The sequence below is a fragment of the Exiguobacterium sp. MH3 genome, from assembly GCF_000496635.1.
In the GTDB taxonomy this organism is placed as follows: domain Bacteria; phylum Bacillota; class Bacilli; order Exiguobacteriales; family Exiguobacteriaceae; genus Exiguobacterium_A; species Exiguobacterium_A indicum.
In genome coordinates, this window is sequence record NC_022794.1 from 677,104 (window position 1) to 700,696 (window position 23,593).

General features: G+C 46.9%; 21 protein-coding genes, 15 tRNA genes and 1 rRNA gene. 28 read left to right on the top strand and 9 right to left on the bottom strand.

The annotated features are described in order from the left end of the window. Positions 1-17: 17 nt before the first annotated feature. The 20 genes from rrf (at position 18) to U719_RS03470 (ending at position 4,480) form a co-directional block, all read left to right on the top strand. Positions 18-133, top strand: a 5S ribosomal RNA gene (rrf, locus tag U719_RS03375). Between the two features lie 6 nt (positions 134-139). After that, positions 140-214: transfer RNA gene (locus U719_RS03380), tRNA-Asn, on the top strand. 26 nt (positions 215-240) lie between these two features. After that, positions 241-331 (top strand) — tRNA-Ser (locus U719_RS03385). Positions 332-352: 21 nt separating this feature from the next. After that, positions 353-427: transfer RNA gene (locus tag U719_RS03390), tRNA-Glu, on the top strand. Positions 428-437: 10 nt separating this feature from the next. Next, a tRNA-Met gene (locus U719_RS03395) sits at positions 438-511 on the top strand. Between the two features lie 8 nt (positions 512-519). Further along, positions 520-595: transfer RNA gene (locus U719_RS03400), tRNA-Asp, on the top strand. 7 nt (positions 596-602) lie between these two features. Next, positions 603-678, top strand: a tRNA-Phe gene (locus U719_RS03405). A 31-nt stretch (positions 679-709) separates the two neighbouring features. Next, positions 710-793: transfer RNA gene (locus U719_RS03410), tRNA-Tyr, on the top strand. A gap of 4 nt (positions 794-797) precedes the next feature. Next, positions 798-868: transfer RNA gene (locus U719_RS03415), tRNA-Trp, on the top strand. Between the two features lie 9 nt (positions 869-877). Further along, positions 878-950: transfer RNA gene (locus U719_RS03420), tRNA-His, on the top strand. A 10-nt stretch (positions 951-960) separates the two neighbouring features. Next, positions 961-1,032: transfer RNA gene (locus U719_RS03425), tRNA-Gln, on the top strand. Between the two features lie 8 nt (positions 1,033-1,040). Further along, positions 1,041-1,115, top strand: a tRNA-Gly gene (locus U719_RS03430). A gap of 6 nt (positions 1,116-1,121) precedes the next feature. Continuing rightward, positions 1,122-1,195: transfer RNA gene (locus tag U719_RS03435), tRNA-Cys, on the top strand. A gap of 36 nt (positions 1,196-1,231) precedes the next feature. Beyond that, positions 1,232-1,312: transfer RNA gene (locus tag U719_RS03440), tRNA-Leu, on the top strand. Positions 1,313-1,316: 4 nt separating this feature from the next. Beyond that, a tRNA-Gly gene (locus U719_RS03445) sits at positions 1,317-1,387 on the top strand. 38 nt (positions 1,388-1,425) lie between these two features. Beyond that, a tRNA-Gly gene (locus tag U719_RS03450) sits at positions 1,426-1,496 on the top strand. Between the two features lie 87 nt (positions 1,497-1,583). Then, a complete protein-coding gene (gene queG / locus U719_RS03455) occupies positions 1,584-2,744 on the top strand; it encodes a tRNA epoxyqueuosine(34) reductase QueG (RefSeq protein WP_023467317.1) in 1,161 nt (386 codons plus the stop codon). Then, on the top strand, positions 2,719-3,198 hold the full coding sequence (locus U719_RS17100) for a methylated-DNA--[protein]-cysteine S-methyltransferase (protein WP_023467318.1): 480 nt from the start codon (positions 2,719-2,721) through the stop codon (positions 3,196-3,198). The genes queG and U719_RS17100 overlap by 26 nt, the downstream gene beginning before the upstream one ends. Positions 3,199-3,201: 3 nt before the next feature. After that, the gene (trmL, locus tag U719_RS03465) at positions 3,202-3,675 is read left to right on the top strand and encodes a tRNA (uridine(34)/cytosine(34)/5-carboxymethylaminomethyluridine(34)-2'-O)-methyltransferase TrmL (RefSeq protein ID WP_023467320.1); all 474 of its coding nucleotides are present in this window, start codon (positions 3,202-3,204) and stop codon (positions 3,673-3,675) included. A gap of 238 nt (positions 3,676-3,913) precedes the next feature. Next, positions 3,914-4,480 carry a DUF5366 family protein gene (locus tag U719_RS03470; RefSeq protein ID WP_023467322.1) on the top strand — a complete coding sequence of 189 codons (567 nt, stop codon included), beginning with the start codon at positions 3,914-3,916 and terminating at the stop codon, positions 4,478-4,480. A 1-nt stretch (position 4,481) separates the two neighbouring features. Here the strand turns inward: U719_RS03470 and U719_RS03475 are convergent, their stop codons facing one another. Next, complete coding sequence (locus tag U719_RS03475; RefSeq protein WP_023467323.1) at positions 4,482-6,257, bottom strand: transglycosylase domain-containing protein; 1,776 nt, start codon at positions 6,255-6,257, stop codon at positions 4,482-4,484. Positions 6,258-6,463: 206 nt separating this feature from the next. Here U719_RS03475 and U719_RS03480 point away from each other — a divergent pair, with 206 nt between their 5' ends. Genes U719_RS03480 through U719_RS03495 form a run of 4 tightly spaced genes read left to right on the top strand, consistent with a single transcriptional unit; the run spans position 6,464 to position 12,656 of the window. Beyond that, a complete protein-coding gene (locus U719_RS03480; RefSeq protein WP_023467324.1) occupies positions 6,464-7,624 on the top strand; it encodes a glucose-1-phosphate adenylyltransferase in 1,161 nt (386 codons plus the stop codon). 13 nt (positions 7,625-7,637) lie between these two features. Next, positions 7,638-8,738, top strand: coding sequence for a glucose-1-phosphate adenylyltransferase subunit GlgD (gene glgD / locus U719_RS03485; RefSeq protein ID WP_023467325.1), 1,101 nt, complete (start codon positions 7,638-7,640; stop codon positions 8,736-8,738). Between the two features lie 14 nt (positions 8,739-8,752). After that, positions 8,753-10,204, top strand: coding sequence for a glycogen synthase GlgA (gene glgA / locus U719_RS03490; protein WP_023467326.1), 1,452 nt, complete (start codon positions 8,753-8,755; stop codon positions 10,202-10,204). A gap of 28 nt (positions 10,205-10,232) precedes the next feature. Continuing rightward, complete coding sequence (locus U719_RS03495) at positions 10,233-12,656, top strand: glycogen/starch/alpha-glucan phosphorylase (protein WP_023467327.1); 2,424 nt, start codon at positions 10,233-10,235, stop codon at positions 12,654-12,656. A gap of 41 nt (positions 12,657-12,697) precedes the next feature. On the opposite strand, the gene U719_RS03500 is transcribed toward U719_RS03495, so the two are convergent. After that, complete coding sequence (locus U719_RS03500; protein ID WP_023467328.1) at positions 12,698-13,516, bottom strand: sulfurtransferase; 819 nt, start codon at positions 13,514-13,516, stop codon at positions 12,698-12,700. A gap of 92 nt (positions 13,517-13,608) precedes the next feature. Between U719_RS03500 and U719_RS03505 the strand changes: the two genes are divergently transcribed. Together U719_RS03505 and U719_RS03510 are read left to right on the top strand one after the other, a co-directional pair. Next, positions 13,609-15,345, top strand: a complete 1,737-nt coding sequence (locus U719_RS03505; RefSeq protein WP_023467329.1) for a phospho-sugar mutase — start codon at positions 13,609-13,611, stop codon at positions 15,343-15,345. A 137-nt stretch (positions 15,346-15,482) separates the two neighbouring features. After that, complete coding sequence (locus U719_RS03510) at positions 15,483-16,379, top strand: aldo/keto reductase family oxidoreductase (RefSeq protein ID WP_023467330.1); 897 nt, start codon at positions 15,483-15,485, stop codon at positions 16,377-16,379. 188 nt (positions 16,380-16,567) lie between these two features. On the opposite strand, the gene U719_RS03515 is transcribed toward U719_RS03510, so the two are convergent. The 5 genes from U719_RS03515 to U719_RS03535 all read right to left on the bottom strand — a co-directional run bounded on the left by U719_RS03515 (position 16,568) and on the right by U719_RS03535 (position 20,535). Beyond that, a complete protein-coding gene (locus tag U719_RS03515; RefSeq protein WP_023467331.1) occupies positions 16,568-16,756 on the bottom strand; it encodes a hypothetical protein in 189 nt (62 codons plus the stop codon). A gap of 142 nt (positions 16,757-16,898) precedes the next feature. Beyond that, positions 16,899-17,549, bottom strand: a complete 651-nt coding sequence (locus U719_RS03520) for an amino acid ABC transporter permease (RefSeq protein WP_023467332.1) — start codon at positions 17,547-17,549, stop codon at positions 16,899-16,901. After that, entirely contained in the window at positions 17,546-18,313 is a 768-nt protein-coding gene (locus U719_RS03525; protein ID WP_023467333.1) for a transporter substrate-binding domain-containing protein, read from the bottom strand. Before U719_RS03525 ends, U719_RS03520 begins: the two co-directional genes overlap by 4 nt. Before the next feature lie 163 nt (positions 18,314-18,476). Then, a complete protein-coding gene (locus U719_RS03530) occupies positions 18,477-19,583 on the bottom strand; it encodes an ABC transporter ATP-binding protein (protein WP_023467334.1) in 1,107 nt (368 codons plus the stop codon). A 118-nt stretch (positions 19,584-19,701) separates the two neighbouring features. Next, on the bottom strand, positions 19,702-20,535 hold the full coding sequence (locus U719_RS03535; RefSeq protein ID WP_023467335.1) for a CdaR family transcriptional regulator: 834 nt from the start codon (positions 20,533-20,535) through the stop codon (positions 19,702-19,704). A gap of 74 nt (positions 20,536-20,609) precedes the next feature. On the opposite strand from U719_RS03535, the gene U719_RS03540 reads away from it, so the two are divergent. Beyond that, on the top strand, positions 20,610-21,746 hold the full coding sequence (locus U719_RS03540) for a DUF445 domain-containing protein (RefSeq protein ID WP_023467336.1): 1,137 nt from the start codon (positions 20,610-20,612) through the stop codon (positions 21,744-21,746). 20 nt (positions 21,747-21,766) lie between these two features. Beyond that, positions 21,767-22,141, top strand: coding sequence for a YlbF family regulator (locus tag U719_RS03545; RefSeq protein WP_023467337.1), 375 nt, complete (start codon positions 21,767-21,769; stop codon positions 22,139-22,141). A gap of 52 nt (positions 22,142-22,193) precedes the next feature. On the opposite strand, the gene U719_RS03550 is transcribed toward U719_RS03545, so the two are convergent. Together U719_RS03550 and dinB are read right to left on the bottom strand one after the other, a co-directional pair. Further along, positions 22,194-22,406, bottom strand: a complete 213-nt coding sequence (locus U719_RS03550) for a YhzD family protein (protein ID WP_023467338.1) — start codon at positions 22,404-22,406, stop codon at positions 22,194-22,196. A gap of 58 nt (positions 22,407-22,464) precedes the next feature. Then, positions 22,465-23,544, bottom strand: a complete 1,080-nt coding sequence (gene dinB, locus U719_RS03555) for a DNA polymerase IV (protein WP_023467339.1) — start codon at positions 23,542-23,544, stop codon at positions 22,465-22,467. Positions 23,545-23,593: the final 49 nt, after the last annotated feature.

Below are 23,593 nucleotides of genomic sequence, written 5' to 3' on the forward strand. Positions count from 1 at the left end.
TGTTAAGATAATAAATGTCTGGTGGCGATAGCCAAGTGGTCACACCCGTTCCCATGCCGAACACGGAAGTTAAGCACTTGAACGCCGAAAGTAGTTGGGGGCTTCCCCCTGTGAGGATAGGACGCTGCCAGGCGATCGTTCCGCAATAGCTCAGCGGTAGAGCAACCGGCTGTTAACCGGTAGGTCGTAGGTTCAAATCCTACTTGCGGAGCCATTTATTACTTCTTCACCACGTACAATGGAGAGCTGTCCGAGTGGCCGAAGGAGCACGATTGGAAATCGTGTAGGCGTCAAAAGCGTCTCAAGGGTTCGAATCCCTTGCTCTCCGCCATCATCACTTTCAATTCATAATGGCCCGTTGGTCAAGCGGTTAAGACACCGCCCTTTCACGGCGGTAACACGGGTTCGAATCCCGTACGGGTCACCATTTATAACGTCGCGGGGTGGAGCAGTCTGGTAGCTCGTTGGGCTCATAACCCAAAGGTCGTCGGTTCAAATCCGGCCCCCGCAATTACATACGGTCCTGTGGTGTAGCGGTTAACATGCCTGCCTGTCACGCAGGAGATCGCGGGTTCGAATCCCGTCAGGACCGCCATTGTTAAGGCTTTGTAGCTCAGTTGGTAGAGCAAAGGACTGAAAATCCTTGTGTCGGCGGTTCGATTCCGTCCAAAGCCACCATCTTTATTAACAACATGATTTTCCCATTTGTGGGGGGGTAGCGAAGTGGCTAAACGCGGCGGACTGTAAATCCGCTCCCTCGGGTTCGGCGGTTCGAATCCGCCCCCCCCCACCACCATAGGGGCATAGTTTAGCGGTAGAACTACGGTCTCCAAAACCGTCAGCGCGGGTTCGATTCCTGCTGCCCCTGTTTACCATGGCGATTGTGGCGAAGTGGTTAACGCACCGGATTGTGATTCCGGCATTCGTGGGTTCAATTCCCATCAGTCGCCCTCTTATTATTGGGCTGTAGCCAAGTGGTAAGGCACTGGATTTTGATTCCAGCACGCGAAGGTTCGATCCCTTCCAGCCCAGCTTTTCAAGCGGAAGTAGTTCAGTGGTAGAATACGACCTTGCCAAGGTCGGGGTCGCGGGTTCGAATCCCGTCTTCCGCTCCAATGAGTGGCGCCATAGCCAAGTGGTAAGGCAGAGGACTGCAACTCCTTTATCGTCAGTTCGATTCTGACTGGCGCCTCCAACTATTTCTCAACTAAATAGTTTTGCAAGAGATTGTGCCGGTGTGGCGGAACTGGTAGACGCGCACGACTCAAAATCGTGTTCCTTTGGAGTGTCGGTTCGATTCCGACCACCGGTATCTTGCGGGTGTAGTTTAATGGTAAAACCTCAGCCTTCCAAGCTGATGACGAGGGTTCGATTCCCTTCACCCGCTTTATACTTTCTACACAATCTGATGTTTCACCTGATCATGCGGGTGTAGTTTAATGGTAAAACCTCAGCCTTCCAAGCTGATGACGAGGGTTCGATTCCCTTCACCCGCTTACCAAAAAAGAGCAATGTGTCGTTTTCGCTGACACCTTGCTCTTTTTGTTTAGGAAGGAATCTTAACAGGAAAGGAGTGAGTCGTGATGGATGGTGTACAATTGAAACTGGCTTTACAAGAGTACGCAGCAGAGATTGGGATCGATGAGCTGAAGGTGACGACGGCTGATCCATTTCTTGTCTTAAAACGTCGCTTGCAAGCGCAACAAGAAAAAGGATTCGCTTCTGGTTTTGAAGAGCCCGATCTCGATCTTCGAACGACACCGTCTCTACTCGTTGAAGATGCTGCTTCGATCATTGCCATTGCGGTAGCGTATCCAAGTACTCTCAAAAATGCACCTCGTGGTAAGGAAGGGGAGCGACGGGGAATCTTTTGTCGATCGTCCTGGGGACTCGATTATCACCAGGCGTTGCGACAACGCTTAACGTTACTTGAAGAAAAAATTCAAGAATTGAGTCCAGGTGCAAGGACGCGCTCGATGGTCGATACAGGAGAACTCGTCGATCGTGCAGTAGCAGAACGAGCAGGTATCGGATTCAGTGGGAAAAACTGCTCAATCATCAGTGAGGAGCACGGATCCTATCTCTATCTTGGTGAACTGATTACAGATATCGTCCTACCGCCGGATCAGCCAGTCGAAGAATTGTGTGGGACATGCAATAAGTGTATCGACGCTTGTCCGACGGATGCGCTTGTTGAACCTGGCGTCATCGACGCTAAACGGTGCATCTCGTTTTTGACGCAGACGAAAACATTACTGCCAGAACCATTCCGAATGGCGCTTGGGAACCGTCTATACGGTTGTGATACGTGTCAGCAAGTATGTCCGTATAACCGGAAGAAAAATGCGACACATCACGCTGAACTGCAGCCGGATCCAGAGCAAGTCAAACCGCTCTTGGTTCCACTCTTATCTATGAGTAACCGTGAGTTCAAGAGCCGGTTCGGGACGTTGTCTGGCGCATGGCGTGGAAAGAAGCCGATTCAGCGTAATGCGATTTGTGCGCTCGTCCATTACCGAGACAAGAGCGCGATTGAAGCGTTACGGTTAATGACAGAAACGGATGCCCGGGAAGACATGCGGGCACTGGCACTCTGGGCAGTCGGCCGGATTGGCGGAATCGATGAGAAGTCGTACATCGAATCACGTCTTTTAGCCGATATTGCAGTGGATGTGCAAACCGAAGGACAACGGTTACTTGAGGAGTGGGGGGAAGCAGATGCCATTTCAACAGCTCACTTATGAGTTTGGTACGTTGCTCGTCGCATGGGAAAAAGAGCACATCGTGTATCTCGATTTTGGATTGAATGAAGAGCGTGCTCGAACCTATTTGCAAAAAGAAACCGACGACGGTGAATTACCGAATGCTTGGCGCATGGCGTTTGATCGTTACGCAGTAGGCGATCGACAAGCGCTTGATGCACTTCCTTGTCAGTTGCGTGTCACGCCTTTTGCAGAGCAAGTATTGCACGCTTTACGAACCGTTCCGTTTGGTCAGACGATCAGTTACGGTGAACTGGCTCGAATGATTGGGAAACCAAAGGCAGCACGAGCCGTTGGCGGTGCCTTGAACCGGAATCCGATCGCGCTAATTTATCCGTGTCACCGTGTCATCGGGGCGACTGGTAAACTGACGGGTTTTGCAAGTGGGATTGCCCATAAAGAAGCGCTTTTAGCGCATGAGATAGGAGAGAATTAAACCATGGCTATTCATGTCGTTATGTATCAACCGGAGATTCCTCAAAACACAGGAAATATTTCACGAACATGTGCAGCGACGCATTCCGTCCTTCACTTGATCCGACCGCTCGGCTTCTCGACGGACGATAAGCAGCTTAAACGTGCGGGTCTCGATTACTGGGAATTCGTCGATGTCCGTTATCATGATTCGTTAGAAGAACTGTGGGAGAAGCATCCGGAGGGGATTTTCTACTATATTACGAAATATGGAGAACAGTACCCGAGCCAGATCGACTTATCGGACGTCGAACAGGATTATTTCTTTGTCTTTGGTCGGGAAACAAAAGGATTGCCGCTTGAAGTCATCGATGCGAACGCGGAGCGTTGTATCCGTCTCCCTCAATCGAACCTCGTTCGTTCACTGAACGTCTCGAACACGGCAGCGATCATCGTCTATGAAGCATTGCGTCAGCAAGGATATGCAGGTCTTCTATAAAGCAAAAGCTCCATCCTGATTCAGGATGGAGCTTTTATGAATTATTCGTTACCTTCAGGTTTTTTGTTGTAGCCTGCAGTGAAGATTGCTGTCAAAAACGCAAGACTTACACCGACCATTAAGATAAATGCCATTTTTGTTTCCCCCTTCAGTCTCTTGAACCGATATAATCTATTATAGTATACCTGTAAGTGAAATTGTGTGCTACATATGAATTTTCTATGAATGGAGACTCCACATGCGTACGAATGTTTACCTGTTAAGTTATGCCCCGCTGATCAGCATCTTGTTATTTAGTACATCCCTTGCAATTGCAACGACAGAACTCGCATTACATTGGCTCGATCAAGTTGGTGTGTACGATGAACTACTGCAACTCTTGACGGCGCGCGATACGAAGCTCGTCGTTTGGCTCGGCTTTTTGATCGTCTACTTCATGATCTTCAGTTCATTGAAGTTATTATCGGATACGATCAATCAACTCGGTTTCGCCTTTTTCATCAAGGAACAAGAGGGGACGACACTCGGCATGTTACGTCCGGGTAGTATTCTGTTACTTATCGGAGGTTGTGTCAGCTTTGCCTTCATGACGTCCTTCTTACATGTCGGAATCGTGTTGCTTGCGTCCTTCCTCATCTATTTTATCTTTTATACAGTACAAATCAGTAAGATGACGAGTGCAGCAGGAGCCGTCGGATTGATCATCTTCTCCTTCTTGGCCTGGGGCGTTCTACTTGCTGGTCTATCATGGGTCGGTTTGACTTTATTTAATTCCTTCGGGGAAGCAATTTTATTTCCGAGTTGACTCAAGGGCGTAAAATCGTTGCCCACGTCTTAACCTGTAGCGTTGCATTCGCTTCGACAGGGAAAGGACGCGGGCGATCTGCCCCTAGCCAAATCCCTCCGATATGTTGATTTTTGATGCCAACGAACCACATATCCTTATTGTCGTTCGTTGTTCCTGTTTTTCCTCCAATATAACGAGCAGAGGAGTCAAATCCTTTGCGTCCCGTTCCATACGTCATGACATTTTTCAAACCAGCCCGTAATTCCCGGTTCGTCTGACTGGACCAAATCCGTTGTTCCTTTTCTTGTGGTCGTTCGACCGTTCCATTCTTAAGCGTAATACTTTTAATCATCGACGCCGGTCGATAGATCCCGTCATTGACGAATACGGTATAGGCATTTGTCAGTTCATATGGACTGATCCCGTACTGTAAACCGCCTAGAGCACTCGTAAACGCATCATCTTCCCGTGTCCATTGACTGAACTGAAACGGACGGATGGACTTCAATCCTTCCCGGAAGGAGACCGCGAACGCGCGAATCGCTGGTGTGTTGTAGGAATAGGCAATTGCGTCGGCAATCGTCACTCGTCCAAGTATTCGATTTCCGCTATTTGAAGGGCAGTAGCCATCGATACAGACGGGACTACCGTCTAGCGTACTGGACAAGCGGGCTTTCGTCTTCTCGAGATAAGGACCGTAGACAAGTAACGGTTTGATTGCTGAACCAGGCTGTCGGTAGGATTGTACAGCCCGGTTGAATTGACCGGTCAATTCGGATTTATAGCCGACAAGAGCGGTGACTCCGTGTGTTTGTCCGTCGATGCCAACATAAGCACCCTCAATCGGGTTGGGTAGATTGCGAAGAGCTTCTTTAGCCCGTCGTTGTTCTGCTGAGTCGAGATATGTCGAGATGACCGCCCCTTGTTGATGCAGATATTCTGCAGCATGCTTCTCACTCCAACCCTTTTTTTGAGCGGTCATCCGAACGGCAGCTTGAACGGTGGCATCGATATAGTCCGGATAAGGGACACTCGGTTTATAGGATCGAGGCGACACACGAGAAATAGCAAAATCTTTCGTCAGTACACGATCGCGTATTAACGCTTGAACGATTCGTTGCTGACGTTTTTTTGTGTTTTCAGGAAAGCGCAGCGGGTCATAAAGAGAAGGATTATTCGGAATTGCTGTCAAAAAGCTGACTTCTGACCAATTTAACTCGCGTGCCGGCTTATTGAAATACGATTTTGCGGCAAGTTCGATGCCATAAATATTATTCGCGAAATAGGCTTGATTGACATACGCTGTCATCAGTTCTTTTTTCGAATATTTTTGCTCCAAAGACACAGCAATTAACAACTCTTTTATTTTTCTAGTATATGTTTTTTCGTTTGTTAGATATGTCATTCTTGCTAGTTGTTGTGTGATCGTACTGCCACCTTGAGATTTAGAATCAGACTGGTTTTTCGTAAACGCGCGTAAGATTCCTGTGATGTCATATCCGTCATGTTGATAGAAACGCTGATCTTCGATTGCCACAAACGCTTGCTCGACTTTTTTCGGCAATGTTCGAGGTGTTAAGTCATCCCGTCGCAATCCGTCATAGAGCTCGACCCGTTTGTTTTCATAGGTTACGGTGATTGGTTGGTAGGAGGTCAGTGGATGTCGTGTCGTCTGTTCATCGGCCCAGAAAAAAAGTGTGCGTGCTGTTTTTAACTCATCTTTAATTGAAAATAAGGAAAACAGAAGCATCATTGTAAGACCAAGTAAGACGAGATATCCTGTCGTAATTCGCATGAGAACTCCTTTCAAAAAGCCATTTCATTCCTATTATCGGTCTTTTATGGAGAAATCAATAGATTTTTTTTCGATTTTTGTATTTTAATAAACCTATTTTGCAGGAATGTTATATTAAAAAGAGAAAAGATTGGGTATATAGAAGTATCTGTGGATTTTAGAACGCGAGTCATCTGTAAAAAAAGAGCATAAATGGAGGGGACGAAATGGCTAAAAAGAATGTCGTTGCGATGTTACTTGCAGGCGGAGAAGGGAAACGTCTGGGAGCTTTGACGAAACACACTGCGAAACCAGCTGTTGCATTTGGAGGAAAATACCGGATCATTGATTTCCCACTTTCGAACTGTACGAACTCAGGAATCGATACAGTTGGCGTGTTGACGCAATACGAACCATTAGAGTTGAATCGATACCTTGGCATCGGAAGTCCATGGGATTTGGATCGTCGTAATGGCGGATTAACGATTCTTCCACCATACCAAGCACAGAACGGCAAAAACTGGTATGAGGGCACAGCAAATGCTATTTATCGAAACATGAGTTATATCAATCAATTTGACCCTGAATATGTTCTTGTTCTATCAGGCGACCATATTTATAAAATGGACTACGAAAAGATGATTGAGGAACACCGTGTGACAGGTTCTGATGTCACGATTTCCGTACGTGAAGTACCATGGGACGAGGCACCGCGATTTGGTATCCTCAATACGGACGATGACTTACGAATCAATGAATTCGAAGAAAAACCAAAAAATCCGAAATCAAATCTTGCATCGATGGGGATTTATGTCTTTAACTGGGATATCTTAAAACGCCACTTGATTCAAGATGCCGGCGATGCGGAATCAAGCTTTGACTTCGGTAAAAATATCATCCCGAACATGCTTTTTGAAAATCTCAATATCCGTGCGTATAAATTCAAAGGATACTGGAAAGACGTCGGGACGATTCAATCCCTTTGGGAAGCGAACATGGATCTATTGACGGCAGAGCCTGAATTCGATTTGTACGAACCGTCATGGAAAGTACATTCGGTCAACCCGAATCAGCAACCACAATACATTGGAAACGCTGCGACAGTCGAGACATCGATCATCAACGAAGGATGCCACATCGAAGGAGAAATCAATCATTCGGTTCTCTTCTATGGTGTCGATGTAGCAGAAGGATCACTCGTCAAAGACTCGGTCATCTTCCCGAACGTCAAAATCGGACGAGACGTCACGATTCACCGGGCGATCTTAGCAGATGGCGTGATCGTAGAAGATGGTGCAACGATTGGTTCTCCAGACGGAGAAGTTTTCGTCATCGAAGCAGACAGTATCGTCAAGAAGAACGAAGTCATCAAAGAAGCGATTCAATAAGGGGGATATTCGAATGAAGGTCGATTTATTAGGTGTCATCAATCTGAGTGGGGAAGAAGGCTTTTTCAAGGAATTGACGGAGCATCGTAACTTAGCGGCAGTTCCATTTGCAGGGCGTTATCGGTTGATCGATTTTACATTAACGAACATGGTACAAAACGATATCGCGAACATCGGGATTTTTACGCTCGAGAAATATCGTGGCATGATGGACCATCTTGGATCTGGTAAAGAGTGGGATCTTGACCGTTCAAACGGTGGACTCTATATCTTCCCACCTGCATTGTCACAAGATGCGAACGAGTTCCGTGGGGATCTATCGAACTTCCACCTTCACCGTGATTTTTTCCTTCGCAGTAAGGAAAACTATGTCGTCGTCTCTGGTTCAAACATCTTATCCGCGGTGGATTATCGCGATGTATTACGTGAACATAAAGAATCGAATGCGGATATTACAGTCGTCTATACGAAGCGTGAACTACCTTGTAAATACTGCCGCCCGATCCGTTTTGGTGAACAGAATCGCGTGACAGCGATTGGATCACGCGGATTCCAGCCGACGGATGAGACGTTCTATATGGAGACGGTCGTTCTATCGAAAAATCTCTTTGTTCGTTTAATTGATGAAGCGATTGCTCGTGGTGAGTACGATTTACTTCAGAGTATCATTCGTTCGCAACTGAACCGTCTACACGTGCACGGTTATGAGTACAGTGGTACATCACAAGTCATTCACTCGCTTCGTTCATACTATCGTGAGAGCATGCTGTTGCTTGAACAATGGGGAGCAATCAATGACTTCCAGCACGTCTATACGAAAATCAAGCATGAGCCACCGACACGTTATCTACCGGGTTCTGACATCAAGAACTCACTTGTCGCGAACGGCTGTAAATTAGAAGGAACGACGACGGACAGCATTTTGTTCCGTGGTGTCAAAGTCGGTAAACACGCTCGTGTCAAGAATTCGATCATCATGCAAAAATCAGTCATTGAAGAAGGCGCGGTCGTTGAGTACGCGATTCTCGATAAAGAAGTCACCGTCAAACGCGGTCAAGTCATCCGCGGAACGGCAGAAGAACCAATCGTCATCAAAAAACAAACAATCGTTTAAAGGAGATGTCATTCATGAAGGTATGGTTTGCTGCCACGGAAGCGACACCCTTCATCAAGACAGGGGGGCTAGCTGACGTCGTCGGCTCGCTCCCTTTAGCGCTTGCTGAGGAAGGGGCGGACGTTTCAGTCGTCTTACCCAATTACGGTCAGATCAAGGAGCAATACAAATCAGAGATGGAGTTTTTATTCGACTTCATCGTACCGGTCGGCTGGCGCCAGCAATTTGGTGCTGTCCTCCGATTGAAACAAGATGGTGTGACGTTCTATTTCATCGATAATGAGTACTACTTCAAACGGGATGGCGTCATTTATGGACATTACGATGATGCGGAACGGTTTGCGTATTTCTCACGTGCTGTCCTTGAGATGATTCAACATCTAGATCGAAAGGAAGTACCGGATGTTATCCATTGTCACGATTGGCAAACAGGTGTGATTCCAGCGTTCTTACGCATCCATTATCAACATCTTGAGCGCTATCAAGACATTAAAACGGTCTTTACGATCCACAACTTACAATACCAGGGTGTCTTCCCGGAAGAAGTGCTCGGTGACTTACTTGGTTTGAGTCATGAACATTTCACAGCGGATGGGATCGCTCATAACGGTCTCGTCAATTACATGAAGGCAGGACTTGTCCACTCCAATCAAATCACGACAGTCAGTCCATCGTACCGTGATGAAATCATGGATCCGTATTACGGTGAGACACTTGAGCCGGTCTTGCAACATCGCGCTGTCGACGTGCGTGGAATCTTGAACGGAATCGACTATCGTCAATTTGATCCTGCTCATGATACGCATCTCGTTGAGACGTATTCCGTTGATACCGTCACGGAAGGAAAAGCAAAAAACAAGGCTGCCTTACAAGAGGAACTAGGTCTCCCGATCAATCCGGACGTACCACTGTTCGGTTTCGTTTCTCGTCTTGTCGACCAAAAGGGAATCGATTTACTCGCGCATATCTTACCAGACTTGTTCGAACTCGATGCGCAGTTCATCATTCTCGGATCGGGTGAAGCGGAATATGAAGGGTTGTTCCATCATGCGACATCGATTCGTCCAGACAAAATCGCTTCTTATATCGGATTTGACGTTGGTCTCGCACAACGGATCTATGCAGGAAGTGATGCTTTCTTGATGCCTTCGCGTTTTGAACCGTGTGGTCTCAGTCAGTTGATTTCGATGAAGTATGGCTGTTTACCGGTCGTTCGGGAAACAGGTGGGCTCCGTGATACGGTTAAACCGTTCAATCAGTTCACGTTAGAAGGAAATGGATTCTCGTTCGCGAATTATAATGCACATGAGTTTTTAGAAGCGATTAGACGTACGATTGAGGTTTATCATGATCGACCAGTCTTTGAGCATTTGATTGAGACAGCGATGAATGAGGACTTCAGTTGGTTGCGTTCAGCCGACGAATACTTGGCTTTATATCGTTTGATTGCACCGTCCGCCACTTGATCGTATCACTGGGAAAAGGGGTTACGTCATGTTCAAAGATAAAGAGAAGTTCAAGGAGAGGTTTACGGAACGATTCGTTTCGATGCATGGTAAAGCCATAACGGAAGCAACAGAAAATGATATCTATCAGACACTTGCCTATCTGGTACGTGAGACAGTCACGACTGATTGGTTACGAACGAAAGAAACATATATCCATAAAAAAAGTAAGCAAGTCTATTACTTTTCACTCGAGTTTTTACTCGGACGTTTCCTGCATAACAACCTATTGAGTCTTGATGTCTTAAAGGATGTGGAACGGGGACTTGACGAACTCGGATATCAGCTCAGTGATTTGACAGAAGAAGAGCCGGAACCTGGACTTGGGAACGGAGGGCTCGGTCGTCTCGCGGCGTGTTTCCTCGATTCCCTGGCTGCGCTGGGTCTGCCTGGACACGGGAACGGGATCCGGTATCAGTACGGTCTGTTTAAGCAAAAAATCATTGATGGTTATCAAGTCGAGTTACCGGATAACTGGCTGAAGAACGGGAACATGTGGGAAATCAGACGTTCTGATAAAGCGGTCGATGTTCCATTCGGTGGACATGTCTGGCTCGAAGAAGTCGGTGATGGATATCGTGTCCATCATGAGCCGGCTGAAATCGTCCGTGCTGTTCCGTACGATATGCCGATCGTCGGCTATCAAAACAAGGTCGTCAATAACCTGCGACTCTGGAGTGCTGAGTCTCCACTTGATGATGATGAATTACTTAGCCAATACCGTGGGAACTATAAAGATTTACTGGCACATAAACAATCGATTCAGACGATTTCAGAGTTTCTGTATCCGGATGATACGACGTATGAAGGAAAAGAGTTGCGTTTGAAGCAACAATACTTCTTTGTCTCTGCCGGATTACGGAGTATCTTGACGTCCTTTAAAAAGCGAAATCATTCATTGAAGCAACTCGGCAACCATATCGCTATCCATATCAACGATACACATCCGGTCGTCGCGATTCCGGAGTTGATGCGGATTCTTGTCGATGAAGAAGGATTTGGATGGGAAGAAGCATGGCGCATCACGAAGAGTGTCATGTCGTTTACGAACCACACGTTACTGTCAGAAGCACTCGAGCGCTGGCCGATCGATTTGTTCCGTCGCTTGTTACCGCGCATCTACCTCATCATCGAGGAAATCAACCGACGCTTCTGTAAGGATGTGCTTGCAAACTATCCACACATGGAAGCGCATATGCGAGATATCGCCATCATCGCGGATGACCGGATCAACATGGCGAATCTGGCTGTCGTCGGAACGCATTCGACGAATGGTGTCGCTCAGATTCATACTGAGATTCTGAAGCAGCGCGAGATGCGACTATTTTATGAGATGTTTCCGCTTCGCTTTAATAATAAGACGAACGGAATTACACATCGTCGCTGGTTCCTCTCATCAAATCCAGCACTGGCAAATCGTGTGACGGAAGCAATCGGGGATAGTTGGATTCAGCATCCGTCCGATTTGCAAAAGTTGACGAAATGGGCAGAGGATGCAGCATTACAAAAGGACATCGCCGAGATCAAACTTCAGCGTAAAGAAGAATTAGCGTTGCTCATTGAAAAAGAAACCGGTATCGTCGTGGACCCGACCTCGATTTTTGATGTTCAAGTCAAGCGATTGCATGCGTACAAACGTCAACTGTTGAATGCGTTACACATTCATTCGCTCTACTATCGTCTGAAGGAAGACCGTTCCTTCACGATGACACCACGGACATTCATCTTTGGTGCAAAGGCGGCGCCAGGCTATCATTATGCAAAAGAAGTCATTCGTTACATTAATGCATTGGCACGCTTAATTAACGATGATCCAGACGTCAGTCCGTACTTGAAAGTCGTCTTCTTAGAAAACTATCGTGTATCGCTTGCTGAGAAGATCTTCCCGGCAAGTGACGTCAGTGAACAGATTTCGACTGCAAGTTATGAAGCCTCTGGAACCGGCAACATGAAATTCATGATGAATGGCGCCTTGACGATTGGAACGCTCGACGGAGCGAACATCGAAATTCGAGACGAGGTCGGGGATGCGAACATCTTCATCTTTGGCTTAACACCGCAGGAAGTCATGAATTATAAGCAGTACGGTGGTTACAGTGCATACGATCAATACAGTGCCCAACCCGAGCTACGACGAATCATCGATAGTCTCGTCGATGGAACATTATTTGCTCCAGGTGAATTCCAAGCGATTTATGATTCATTATTGACGTATAATGATGAATATTTAATTTTAAAAGATTTCTTATCCTACCAACAAGCGCAAGAACGAATCGATTGGATGTATCAGCAACCAGAAGAATGGTATAAACGCGTCATTCTTAATATTGCACGGTCAGGTGTGTTCTCAAGTGACCGCACGATTAAAGAGTATGCGAATGCGATTTGGAACATCAAACCGATTCAACTCTGAACAAAAAGACACTGACAGATGTTTCTGTCAGTGTCTGATGCTTACGAACGGGAGACATCTTCACCACGGCTGACCCAATCACTATAAGAGCCGGCGTAAAGCCGGACATCGGTTTTCCCGAGTGAATGGAGAGCGATGACATTGACACACGCTGTCACACCACTTCCACAATAGAGGATAGGTGCTGTGACTGGTAGGATGTCGGCGTACAATTCTTTCAAATCTTCCGCGTCCCGTAAGCGACCATCTGGTGAGAGTGCTTGTTCGAAGAAACAATTCACGGCACCCGGAATGTGGCCGGCGACGTGATCGAGTGGTTCGATTTCTCCACGGTATCGATCGGGTGCACGGGAATCGATGACCATCGTTTCTGTCAGCTGATGCTTTAGCTCTTCGAACGAGACGAGCATCTCATCTTGAAAACGAGGCGCGTATTGAGACGGTTCATAAGTAGGAACGTCGTCCGTGACTGGGAGATCGAACGCTAGATAAGAGGAGAATCCGCCCTCAAGGACGACGACACGCTCATGTCCGATCCATTTAAATAACCACCATGCACGAGCGGCATACGGAAAACCATCGTCGTACAAGACCACGAAGTCTTCTGGTGTTACACCATGCTGTTCCAGTGTGTGTTGCCACGCTTCTTTTGAAGGAAGCGGATGCCGACCACCGACCTCATCGATGGGACCGGAAAGGTCAGTCGTTAAATCCAGGTGCTGTGCACCTTCGACGTGTTGTTCCAAGAAAGCATTCCGTCCATATTCAGGTTGTTGCAAGTCATATCGGCAGTCAAACCAGCGAATCTGATCCGTTCGGACGAGCTGTTGAAGATCTGCCATTTGAATCGTAGGAAACATGCCTCATCACCTTACCCTTTCTAGTGTTAATCATATGAAAGGTATCGCTTCATCGCAAGTCTTACCCTCATTCAAAAAGGAGTCGATTTACCATGTCATGGAAAGAAACCTATCAAAAATGGGATCAGTTCGCTGATTTAGATAGCACATTAAAAGAAGAGTTAGTCACGTTAGCAACGGATGAAAAAGCAGCCGAAGAAGCATTTTATAAAGAACTCGAATTCGGAACAGGTGGTATGCGCGGGGAAATCGGTGTCGGAACGAACCGGATGAACGTATATACGGTCCGAAAAGCATCACAAGGGTTCGCAGCATTCATTAAGGCATCGGGGGAAGAAGCGGCAGCAAAAGGAATCGTCATCGCACACGATTCACGCCATTTCTCACCAGAATTTGCGTTAGAGGCGGCACGGACGCTCGCAAGTAACGGCATCAAAGCGTATCTGTTCGACGGTCTACGTCCGACACCGGAACTTTCGTTTGCGGTTCGGTCTTTACAAGCGGCGGGCGGGATCGTCATCACGGCGAGTCACAACCCACCAGAGTACAATGGCTATAAAGTATACGGGGATGACGGTGGACAACTTCCGCCAAAAGAAGCAGATGAACTCGTTTCGTACGTCAGCCAAATCGAAGATGAGCTATCGATTGAACTGGAGCAAGAAGAAGTCCTTCGCGCGAACGGTTTGATCGTCCGTGTCGGAGAAGAGCTCGACGAGGCGTATCAAGAAAAATTACAAACGATTCGTGTCTTACCTTCGATTCAATCGGAATTAGCGAATCCACTTAAAATCGTCTTCACACCACTTCACGGAACAGGTCTTGTGCCGGTAACAGAAGGCTTGAAACGGTATGGATTCGAACAGGTAACAGTCGTCAAGGAGCAAGCAGAACCAGACGGTGCGTTCCCGACCGTGACGTCACCGAACCCGGAAGAACATGCTGCCTTTAAACTGGCGATCGAATATGGTGACCGGACAGATGCCGACATCTTGATTGCGACGGATCCCGATGCTGACCGTGTCGGAGTCGCAACACGTGATGCAGACGGAGAATGGACAGTCCTGACAGGGAATCAGACGGGAGCGTTATTGCTCGACTACATCCTTTCACAAAAAGCGGCGCAAGGAACACTGCCAGCGAACGGATTCGTCGCGAAGACGATCGTTACGTCGGAACTCGGCGCGTTGATTGCACGTCATTATGATCTCCATGTCGAGAATACATTGACAGGCTTTAAGTTCATCGGGGAAAAAATCAAACAATATAACGCATCGGGTCAATATGAGTATCTCTTCGGATACGAGGAGAGCTATGGTTACCTTATCGGTGACTTCTGCCGAGACAAGGATGCCGTCCAAGCATGCTTGTTAGCCGCTGAGATGGCTGCGTACCATAAGAAAGAAGGACGGACGCTCTATGAGGCATTACAGGCGATTTACGAGCAGTTCGGGTACTTTGAAGAGTCACTCCGCTCTCTGACACTCAAAGGGAAGGATGGCGTGGCACAGATCGGGCGTATCATGGATACGTTCCGTGAGAATCCGCCAAAACAAGTGGCTGGAGAACAGGTCGTCTTATTCGAGGACTATGATGCGAGCATCGCCCACGATTTGAAGACACATCAACCTTCACCGATCAACCTGCCAAAATCCAACGTACTGAAGTTTACGCTTAGCGATGGATCATGGTTCTGCCTTCGTCCATCGGGTACGGAACCAAAAATCAAATTCTACTTCAGCGTCACGTCACCCGATGCTGCTGAGACGACACGGAAACGTCAGCAGATCGAAGATGAAGTCATGCAAGAAGTCGAACAAATTCAATAAGTCCTATGCAGGATCACGTCATCGACGGGATCCTGTTTTTGTCTGAGAGCATCAAAAAGTGAAATCCGTGCAACCGGTACCATTTTGAGGTACAGTAAACGAGATAGAGTTTATACGATAGAGGAGTTGGAAGACAGATGGAACGGATTCAACTAACAGAAGATTTATCATTCTCACGCATTATTCATGGTTTATGGCGATTGAATGAATGGGAGATGACGAAAGAAGAGCGGCTTGAATTGATTGAAGCATGCCTTGCTTTAGGAATTACGACATTTGATCACGCGGATATCTATGGTGACTACACGAATGAACGCTTATTCGGAGAAGCGCTTGCTTTAAAACCGGAGTTACGTGACCGAATGGAGATCGTTACGAAGACGGGCATCAAGATGAAAGGGAACCATTTCTCGGATCAGTCGTTATCATTCTACGATACGACGAAAGAGCATATCATCAAACAGGTGAATCGTTCTCTTCAAGAACTCGGTGTCGAGTACGTGGATACGTTGTTGATTCACCGTCCAGATCCGTTGATGGACCCGAACGAGATTGCTGAAGCGTTCGTAGAGTTGAAGGACGCAGGAAAGGTACGGACATTCGGTCTCTCGAACCATACACCTGCGCAACAAAGTCTCATTCAGTCGCGCTTACCATTCATGCTCGTGACGAACCAACTCGAGTTGTCGGTTTCGGAACTGAAACATTTCGAGGATGGATCCGTTGATCTCTGTCATGAAAATGAGATGCCGTTGATGGCATGGAGTCCGCTTGCGGGCGGTCGTCTCTTCAAAGACGAGCAATATGCACCGTTACGCGAAAAATTAGCTGAAATCGCAGAGTCGATCGGGGCAGAAGAAATCGATGAAGTCGCATATGCATGGTTGCTCAAACATCCAGCACGTATCATGCCAATCGTTGGTTCTGGTAAGATTGAACGTATCGAATCTGCTGTTCGTTCGACGAAATTGTCTTTGACACGCGAGCAATGGTTTGAGATTTTGAAGGCATCACGTGGTCGTGACGTCGATTAATTGGTTTTAAGATAAAAGCAGATCAATGCGCACGTTGTCCGTTAGCGAAATAAAGTGAGAGGATCGTTTCCGATATATCATCTGGAGGCGATCCTCTCTTTCGTTTACGAATAGAGTGTTCCTCTCATTTAAAAGTAAATAAAAAAAGCCCCATCTCAAGGGGGAGGAGAGATGGGGGATCTATGAGGTTAAGCTTCTAAGCGAAGCATCTCCTGACGGTATTTATCTAAACGATCTTTACTTGCTGACATGGCAGCTTGGTCATTGGCTTGAATCGCATCGAAGAGCGTACTGAGCTCATAATCGATTTCGAGACGTAGCACTGGAATTCGCTGCTCTGCATCTTGTCTACGGAAAGCTTCAATTACTTGTTTCATCTCGGCCACGCTCCTTTGTAAGTTGTCAGATAATTCTGATTTTTATTAGTATACTTGATTATTCCCGGATTGCCTAGTGCTAAACCTAAAAAAATCTAAAAAAAACACACTTGAAATCCTGACGGTTCCAAGTGTGGAAAATTCATTCTGGAATGCTGAAGCGTGCTTCTAAGCGATGTTGAACACTTTGAATGAGTGTTGACATGATCCAGTAAATCGCAGCTGAGAATAGCAGCAACGGCATGACGAGATACGTCGTTGCTGAAATCTGGTCAGAGACATACGTCAATTCTTCAACAGCAACAATCGTACCGAGTGATGTTGATTTGATGATATCGATGACAGAGTTCGAAAGTGGTGGAATCGCCCGAGATAGTGCTTGCGGCAAGATGACGTCCTTGAATGTCTTACGGCGCGGAATACCGAGCGAGTCAGCGGCTTCCCATTGTCCACGATCGACAGAGGAGATGGCAGCCCGGAACGATTCAGAGATATACGCAGAAAAGTGAAGCGATAAGCCGAAAGCGAGAGCTTGGAATCCAGTCAATTGAAGGACAACGAGACCATTGTATAAAATCAGGATTTGTAACAGCAATGGTGTTCCTCGGAAGAAGGAGACGTATAAACGTGCAAAACCGCTAAAGACGGCAAGACGGCTATCACGCATGACGGCAAGAATCAACCCGAGAATAAGCGCAAAGACGATGGCGAGACCACTTGCTAGAAGGGTCGTACCAATCGCCTTTGCGTAGACGTCCGAGTTATCCCGGACGATCGTTAGTAATTCACTCACTTACTGATATCCTCGTTGAAATACTTCTCACCGATTTTTGCAAGAGTGCCGTCTTCTTGCATCTCAGAGAGTGCTTTATTGAAGTCTTCTGTATACTTGCTGTTTTTTGCCATCATGAAGCCTGATTCGTTCTTGTCGAACGTCTCACCGACCGCTTTGACTTTATAGCCTGCTTTCTTCAGCTCCGTCAAAACGAAGAGACGATCGTTCATAGCAGCATCAACACGACCTGCTTCAAGATCTTTTAAGACTTGGTTCGCACCTTTGTAGTATTTCACTTTCGCGCCAGCTTCTTCAGCCGTCTTCGCGTAAAGTGAACCTTGTGTCGAACCGACTGTCTTTCCTTTTAAGTCGTCGAGTGTTTTGATGTCGTTCGTTTTATTGTTGACGATGATCGTTGAACCAGAGACCGTATACGCATCAGAGAAAGCGTATTTTTCTTGGCGCTCAGGCGTGATTCCCATTTGGTTCGCGATGACATCGATTCGTTTTGAATCGAGTGCTGGGATGAGTCCTTTGAAGTCCATCGCTTTGTAATCGACTTTATAGCCGGCACGTTTTGCGACTTCGTTCATGACGTCTACGTCATAACCTGTCAATTTTCCTTTTTCTTTATACGTGAAAGGTGGGTACGTTGCTTCTGTACCGACTGTAATGACTTTTGACTCTTTATCAGAACCTGCGTTGTCGTTCGAAGCGCCGCATGCTGCAAGCACCCCCGCTGTCGATAATGCTGCTACAGCTAATTTCAAACCGTGTTTCATAGCGCTCTCTCCTTTATAAATGAATGATTTCAATTCCTAGTTTTCGAATAGGATTAATTTTAAGCTACAAGCAGTATCATACAAAGTTACAGGAACGTCTGTCAATAAAAAAGACTGCCCTTAAAAGGACAGTCTGAAACATCGTAACTGATCGATGATGCGATTAACGGATCGTTGCTTCCGTCGCAGAGTCGAAGAAGTGTGCTTTTGTCATATCGAAGAAGAGATCAAGCTGCGATCCCATCTCGACGTGTGAGCGTGAATCAACACGTGCCGTGAACGCTTGTTGTCCGACTTTTGAGTAGAGGTAAGACTCTGCACCCATCAATTCGGATACTTCGATATGTGCTGGGAAGCGGTGTGCTGTTTTCGTGTCTTGGTAGATCAATTCCGCATGGATGTCCTCTGGACGAATTCCGAGGACAAGATCCTTGTTCGTGTAACCACGGTCGCGGAGAACTTTCATTTTTCCTTCTGGTACTTCGAACTTCTCTTCTGTTCCTGAAACGTGGAAGAGACCGTCTTCCGCTAATTTACCTGTCAAGAAGTTCATCGATGGTGAACCGATGAATCCGGCAACGAACATGTTATCTGGGTGATCATAGACTTCTTTCGGCGTACCGACTTGTTGAATGATACCCGCTTTCATGATGACGATTCGTGTCGCAAGCGTCATCGCTTCCGTCTGATCGTGCGTAACGTAAATCGTCGTCGTCTCAAGACGTTTGTGTAGCTGAATGATTTCCTTACGCATTTGTACACGCAATTTAGCATCTAAGTTCGAGAGCGGCTCATCCATCAAGAAGACTTTAGCATCACGAACGATGGCGCGACCAATCGCTACCCGTTGACGCTGACCACCAGAGAGTGCTTTTGGCTTCCGCTCGAGGTATTCTTCAAGACCGAGGATACGAGCTGCGTTATCGACGCGTTGCTTGATTTCATCTTTTGGGAACTTCCGAAGCTTTAATCCGAACGCCATGTTATCGAAGACGTTCATGTGTGGATACAGCGCGTAGTTTTGGAAGACCATCGCGATATCGCGATCTTTTGGCGCTACATCGTTCATGCGTTTGCCGTCGATGATGAAATCCCCACCTGAGATTTCTTCAAGTCCAGCAATCATCCGGAGCGTCGTTGATTTACCGCAACCTGATGGTCCGACGAAGACGATGAATTCTTTATCTTTAATGTGAAGGTTGAAGTCATCAACCGCTTTTGCATCACCTGAGTAGATTTTATCGATATGTTCAAGACGAATTTCAGCCATGTGTAGTTCCCCCTAATGTAAATGATGAAATAATAACGCTTACAAGATTTAGTATAAAAGAAGTCAGGGAGTCTGCCTATGGACAACCTGACTAAATGCAAACGTTTTCAATTAGGCATCATGCTACAAGAAGTAAGGTATAGAGGAAAGTAGCGCCTTCAAATGATCGAACATCGATTCCAGTCTGCTCCGTCAACCGGTCGAGTCGATACTGGAGGCTATTTCGATGTAAGAATAGATGTTTTGCTGTCAGGGAGACGTTCAAATTAGCTCGACAAAAAGCAAGGATCGTCTCACGAGACTCTGGCTCGAGTAAACGGATGAACTGATCGACGAGTGTCGCGCGGTGCCGGTCATCTAGACTTGCAAGACGGATCATGGCAGGCAAGAAACGTTCGATTTGCATCGAAGGAACGAAAGCAAGCGCTGCTTGTTCGAGTTGGAACTGAACGGCGATATCACCTGCAGCACGTTGTTGGCCAAGCAATACCTTACCGTCGAGTACAAAATCAGATTGTAATGCAAAAAATAAATCGGATAGTTCGGACTCGATGACAAACTCTTCGCGTTCAACGACCGTGAAGCGGTGTGTGCTAAAAGGAATAAGGATGCTCGTCTGCGAAAAGAAAGAGGAGAGCAATTGTTGAATTTCTTCACTTGTCCGTTCATCGGTTGGATTGAACAAAAAATGGACAAGTCGGAACGACTGATCTTCGAGGGCATGAGCAGATTGGATACGCTCTCGCCATAGATCGATATCAGACCGCGACGTCGTGATGATGCGTTCAGCGAATACATCAAGCAGTTGTTGTTCGCGGTCAGAGATGGCAGTCGCCTTGATTCCAAAACAGAGTCCATCTTCAAGGCGATATACGCTATACTGTTCCTGGCAATAAACATTCGGATCGGTCGTAAGCTGGTCATTGAATACAGTCATCAGTTGTCGTAACACACGGCATCACTCCTAAATCGTACATAACTATCTCGACTTTACCATAAGTCGAAAATCGGAAGGAATGATAACTTATGTCAGATACGTTTTTACTCGTATTGAAACTTGTCGGAATCATTGTCATTGGGGCCCTGATTGGCGCAGTCACGAATCATCTAGCGATTCGGATGTTATTTCGACCACTTGAACCGAAATACATCGGAAAATTTCGCGTGCCGTTTACGCCGGGTCTGATTCCTAAACGGCGAGATGAACTAGCAGCGAATCTCGGACGGACGGTCGTCAAGCATCTCTTGACGCCAGAAGGGATCGGGAAACGTCTCGCATCACCAGCTGTTCGTGGAGCTGTCACACGGCTCGTCGAACATGAAGTCATGAAATGGACACGTTCAGAAGAGACGACGGAAGCGTGGATTAGTCGATTCATCGATGAACCCAAACAACGGATTCAAGGGAAAATCAGTTATCACTTGGAGCAGGAGTTTTCATTCCTCATGGGTAAATGGCGTGAGCAGTCCGTGCGCGAGTTGATCGGGGAAGCCGGAGAACAAAAAATCGAAGAGGTCATGCCAAGACTCGTCACATCCGTATTGCACCAAGCAGAGGAATATTTTGATGGACCAGAAGGACGTCTACAACTCGAGGAAACTGTTGCTCGTTTCATCCAACAGCGTCTCGGAGGTGGGATGTTCGGGATGTTGCTCGCGAACGTCAACGTCGTTGATATGATTCAGCCGGAGCTGAAACGGGTACTTCAATCAGAGTCGACGTCTCAGTTCATCCTTGCCTTATTACGTCAGGAATGGCAAAAGGGACTAGATCGTCCACTGTCGTCTTATATGACAGAAGAGACGGAGTCACGGATTCGACAGACCGTCAAAGAACAAGTCTTGGCGCGTTTACCGATTGAATCGATGCTTGCTACACCATTACGCGTCTGGTTGAATCCCCTCGAGTCACAATTACTCGAGCAACATGTCCCTGTCGTCATCGATCATCTATTCGAACGGACGACGAATCAAATCGGGCAAATTCTACAAACGCTTGATCTCGAAACGATTGTTCGAGAAGAGGTCGGTTTGCTGGATACTGCGTATCTCGAGGAAATCGTCTTATCGATTTCCAAGCGAGAATTCCGGGCTATCACTTGGCTTGGAGGGTTGTTAGGTGGTTTAATTGGATTGATACAGGCGGGGCTTTATCTCGTCTAAACAAATTGGAGGTTTTACTCATGGCAGAAACAAACTTATATGATCACGCGTACACACTGGAGCGTGCATTACGTGAGACTTCGGAGTACACGACATTAAAAGATTTGTACACGCAAGTTAACGCGGATCCGGAATCAAACGAATTGTTTGCATCGTTCCGTAACATCCAACTCGAATTACAACAAAAGCAGATGCAAGGTGAAGAAATCACACCAGACGATATGGCGTCTGCCCAAACAAAGATGCTTGAAGTCCAAAACAACCCATTAATCAGTCAGCTGATGCAAGAAGAGCAACGGATGCACACGATGCTGACGGAAGTCACACAAATCATCATGAAGCCGTTAGAAGAACTCTACGCGCCAATGATGGAGCAACAAGACGACGTTCAATAAGTCATCAAAAAGGAAGACGCGCCATTATGGCCGTCTTCCTTTTTTGTATAGCTCAAGATGAAGTAGGGACGATCCGTGGCAAGTAAGCGCGCTCGAAATGAATCAAACGACCTGAACGTGTGACACGAGCTGCATGATGAGCGTACCCACTCTCATTGAGACGCCGAATCCCTTCTTCTCGTGCCTGTCCATCTGCTTCTGCTTCAAAAACGTCATCGAGTAACGTTTCACCACGATCTGAAAAGACTGTAATCGTATACTGCATACTTGTTCCTCCCTTGTCTGATCGGTCTTGTACTTAGTATAATGAACAGATATTCATTTTACAAGCGCAGGTCTAAGTCTTGCCACGTCAACTGTCGCGCAGCGGGAGGAGTAGTCAGGTGACTGACCGTCATACCAATCAAGCGGATCGGTCCGTCGAAGGTGATACCATTGAACAATTTCGTTGTTTCCTCAAGTAAGCGTTCTTCGTCCGCCGTTTCTTCTGAAAATGTATGCCGTTTCGAACGTGACTGGAATGTATCGGTCTTCCACTTGATCGTGATCGTCCGGCAAACGAGTTCTTTTTTTTGAAGACTCGCAATGACGGATTTTGATTCTCGAATCAACGTCTCAAATATCGTATCGATATCCTCCGTATCTTCTTCGAAGGTCGTCTCAGAACCAATCGATTTTCGCTCGCGTTCCGGACGAACCGGACGCTCGTCGATCCCGTGTGCCATCGCATGCAGTTCCGTTCCGCGATCGCGTCCGAGCAATGCTCGTAATTGTTCGACCGGCATTGCTTGGACATCTGCGACGGTTTCAATTCCTTGTTTTCGTAACGCTTGTTCCGTGACTTTTCCGACGCCGTGTAAATCTCCAATTTTTAATGGAGACAAGAAACTGAGGACGTCCTCTGGAGGAACTACCGTCATCCCGTTCGGTTTCTCGTATCCGGATGCGACCTTCGCGACGAGCTTAGAGTTCGAAACACCAGCAGAGGCCGTCAGACCTGTCCGTTCTTTAATTTGCTGAAGAACATATTGCGCGATATAGGTCGCACTTTTTTGATCAAAATAATTTTCCGTGACGTCAAGATACGCTTCATCAAGCGAGAGAGGCTCGACGAGCGGTGTCACTTCTCGAAAAAGCGCCATGATTTGCGCACTGACAGCTCGGTAGACGTCAAAGCGGGGACGAATGAAGACCGCACGGGGGCAGAGCTGGAAGGCACGTCTTGACGGCATCGCGCTATGGATACCGTATTTCCGTGCTTCATAGGAACAGGTCGCTACGACACCACGTGCATGAGGCGGTCCACCGACGACGACGGGAACACCTTTTAATCGAGGACGATCGCGTTGCTCGACGGAAGCATAAAAGGCGTCCATATCAATATGAATGATTTTTCGTTCCATCGTACAAGCGTCTCCTTTCAGTAGATATGATACAATTAGTATAACGAAC

Excerpts from the sequence above, each read along its gene's own strand:
- queG (WP_023467317.1), top strand. The coding sequence starts at position 1,584 with ATGGATGGTGTACAATTGAAACTGGCTTTACAAGAGTACGCAGCAGAG.
- U719_RS17100 (WP_023467318.1), top strand. The coding sequence starts at position 2,719 with ATGCCATTTCAACAGCTCACTTATGAGTTTGGTACGTTGCTCGTCGCA.
- trmL (WP_023467320.1), top strand. The coding sequence starts at position 3,202 with ATGGCTATTCATGTCGTTATGTATCAACCGGAGATTCCTCAAAACACA.
- U719_RS03470 (WP_023467322.1), top strand. The coding sequence starts at position 3,914 with ATGCGTACGAATGTTTACCTGTTAAGTTATGCCCCGCTGATCAGCATC.
- U719_RS03475 (WP_023467323.1), bottom strand. The coding sequence starts at position 6,257 with ATGCGAATTACGACAGGATATCTCGTCTTACTTGGTCTTACAATGATG.
- U719_RS03480 (WP_023467324.1), top strand. The coding sequence starts at position 6,464 with ATGGCTAAAAAGAATGTCGTTGCGATGTTACTTGCAGGCGGAGAAGGG.
- glgD (WP_023467325.1), top strand. The coding sequence starts at position 7,638 with ATGAAGGTCGATTTATTAGGTGTCATCAATCTGAGTGGGGAAGAAGGC.
- glgA (WP_023467326.1), top strand. The coding sequence starts at position 8,753 with ATGAAGGTATGGTTTGCTGCCACGGAAGCGACACCCTTCATCAAGACA.
- U719_RS03495 (WP_023467327.1), top strand. The coding sequence starts at position 10,233 with ATGTTCAAAGATAAAGAGAAGTTCAAGGAGAGGTTTACGGAACGATTC.
- U719_RS03500 (WP_023467328.1), bottom strand. The coding sequence starts at position 13,516 with ATGTTTCCTACGATTCAAATGGCAGATCTTCAACAGCTCGTCCGAACG.
- U719_RS03505 (WP_023467329.1), top strand. The coding sequence starts at position 13,609 with ATGTCATGGAAAGAAACCTATCAAAAATGGGATCAGTTCGCTGATTTA.
- U719_RS03510 (WP_023467330.1), top strand. The coding sequence starts at position 15,483 with ATGGAACGGATTCAACTAACAGAAGATTTATCATTCTCACGCATTATT.
- U719_RS03515 (WP_023467331.1), bottom strand. The coding sequence starts at position 16,756 with ATGAAACAAGTAATTGAAGCTTTCCGTAGACAAGATGCAGAGCAGCGA.
- U719_RS03525 (WP_023467333.1), bottom strand. The coding sequence starts at position 18,313 with ATGAAACACGGTTTGAAATTAGCTGTAGCAGCATTATCGACAGCGGGG.
- U719_RS03530 (WP_023467334.1), bottom strand. The coding sequence starts at position 19,583 with ATGGCTGAAATTCGTCTTGAACATATCGATAAAATCTACTCAGGTGAT.
- U719_RS03540 (WP_023467336.1), top strand. The coding sequence starts at position 20,610 with ATGTCAGATACGTTTTTACTCGTATTGAAACTTGTCGGAATCATTGTC.
- U719_RS03545 (WP_023467337.1), top strand. The coding sequence starts at position 21,767 with ATGGCAGAAACAAACTTATATGATCACGCGTACACACTGGAGCGTGCA.
- U719_RS03550 (WP_023467338.1), bottom strand. The coding sequence starts at position 22,406 with ATGCAGTATACGATTACAGTCTTTTCAGATCGTGGTGAAACGTTACTC.
- dinB (WP_023467339.1), bottom strand. The coding sequence starts at position 23,544 with ATGGAACGAAAAATCATTCATATTGATATGGACGCCTTTTATGCTTCC.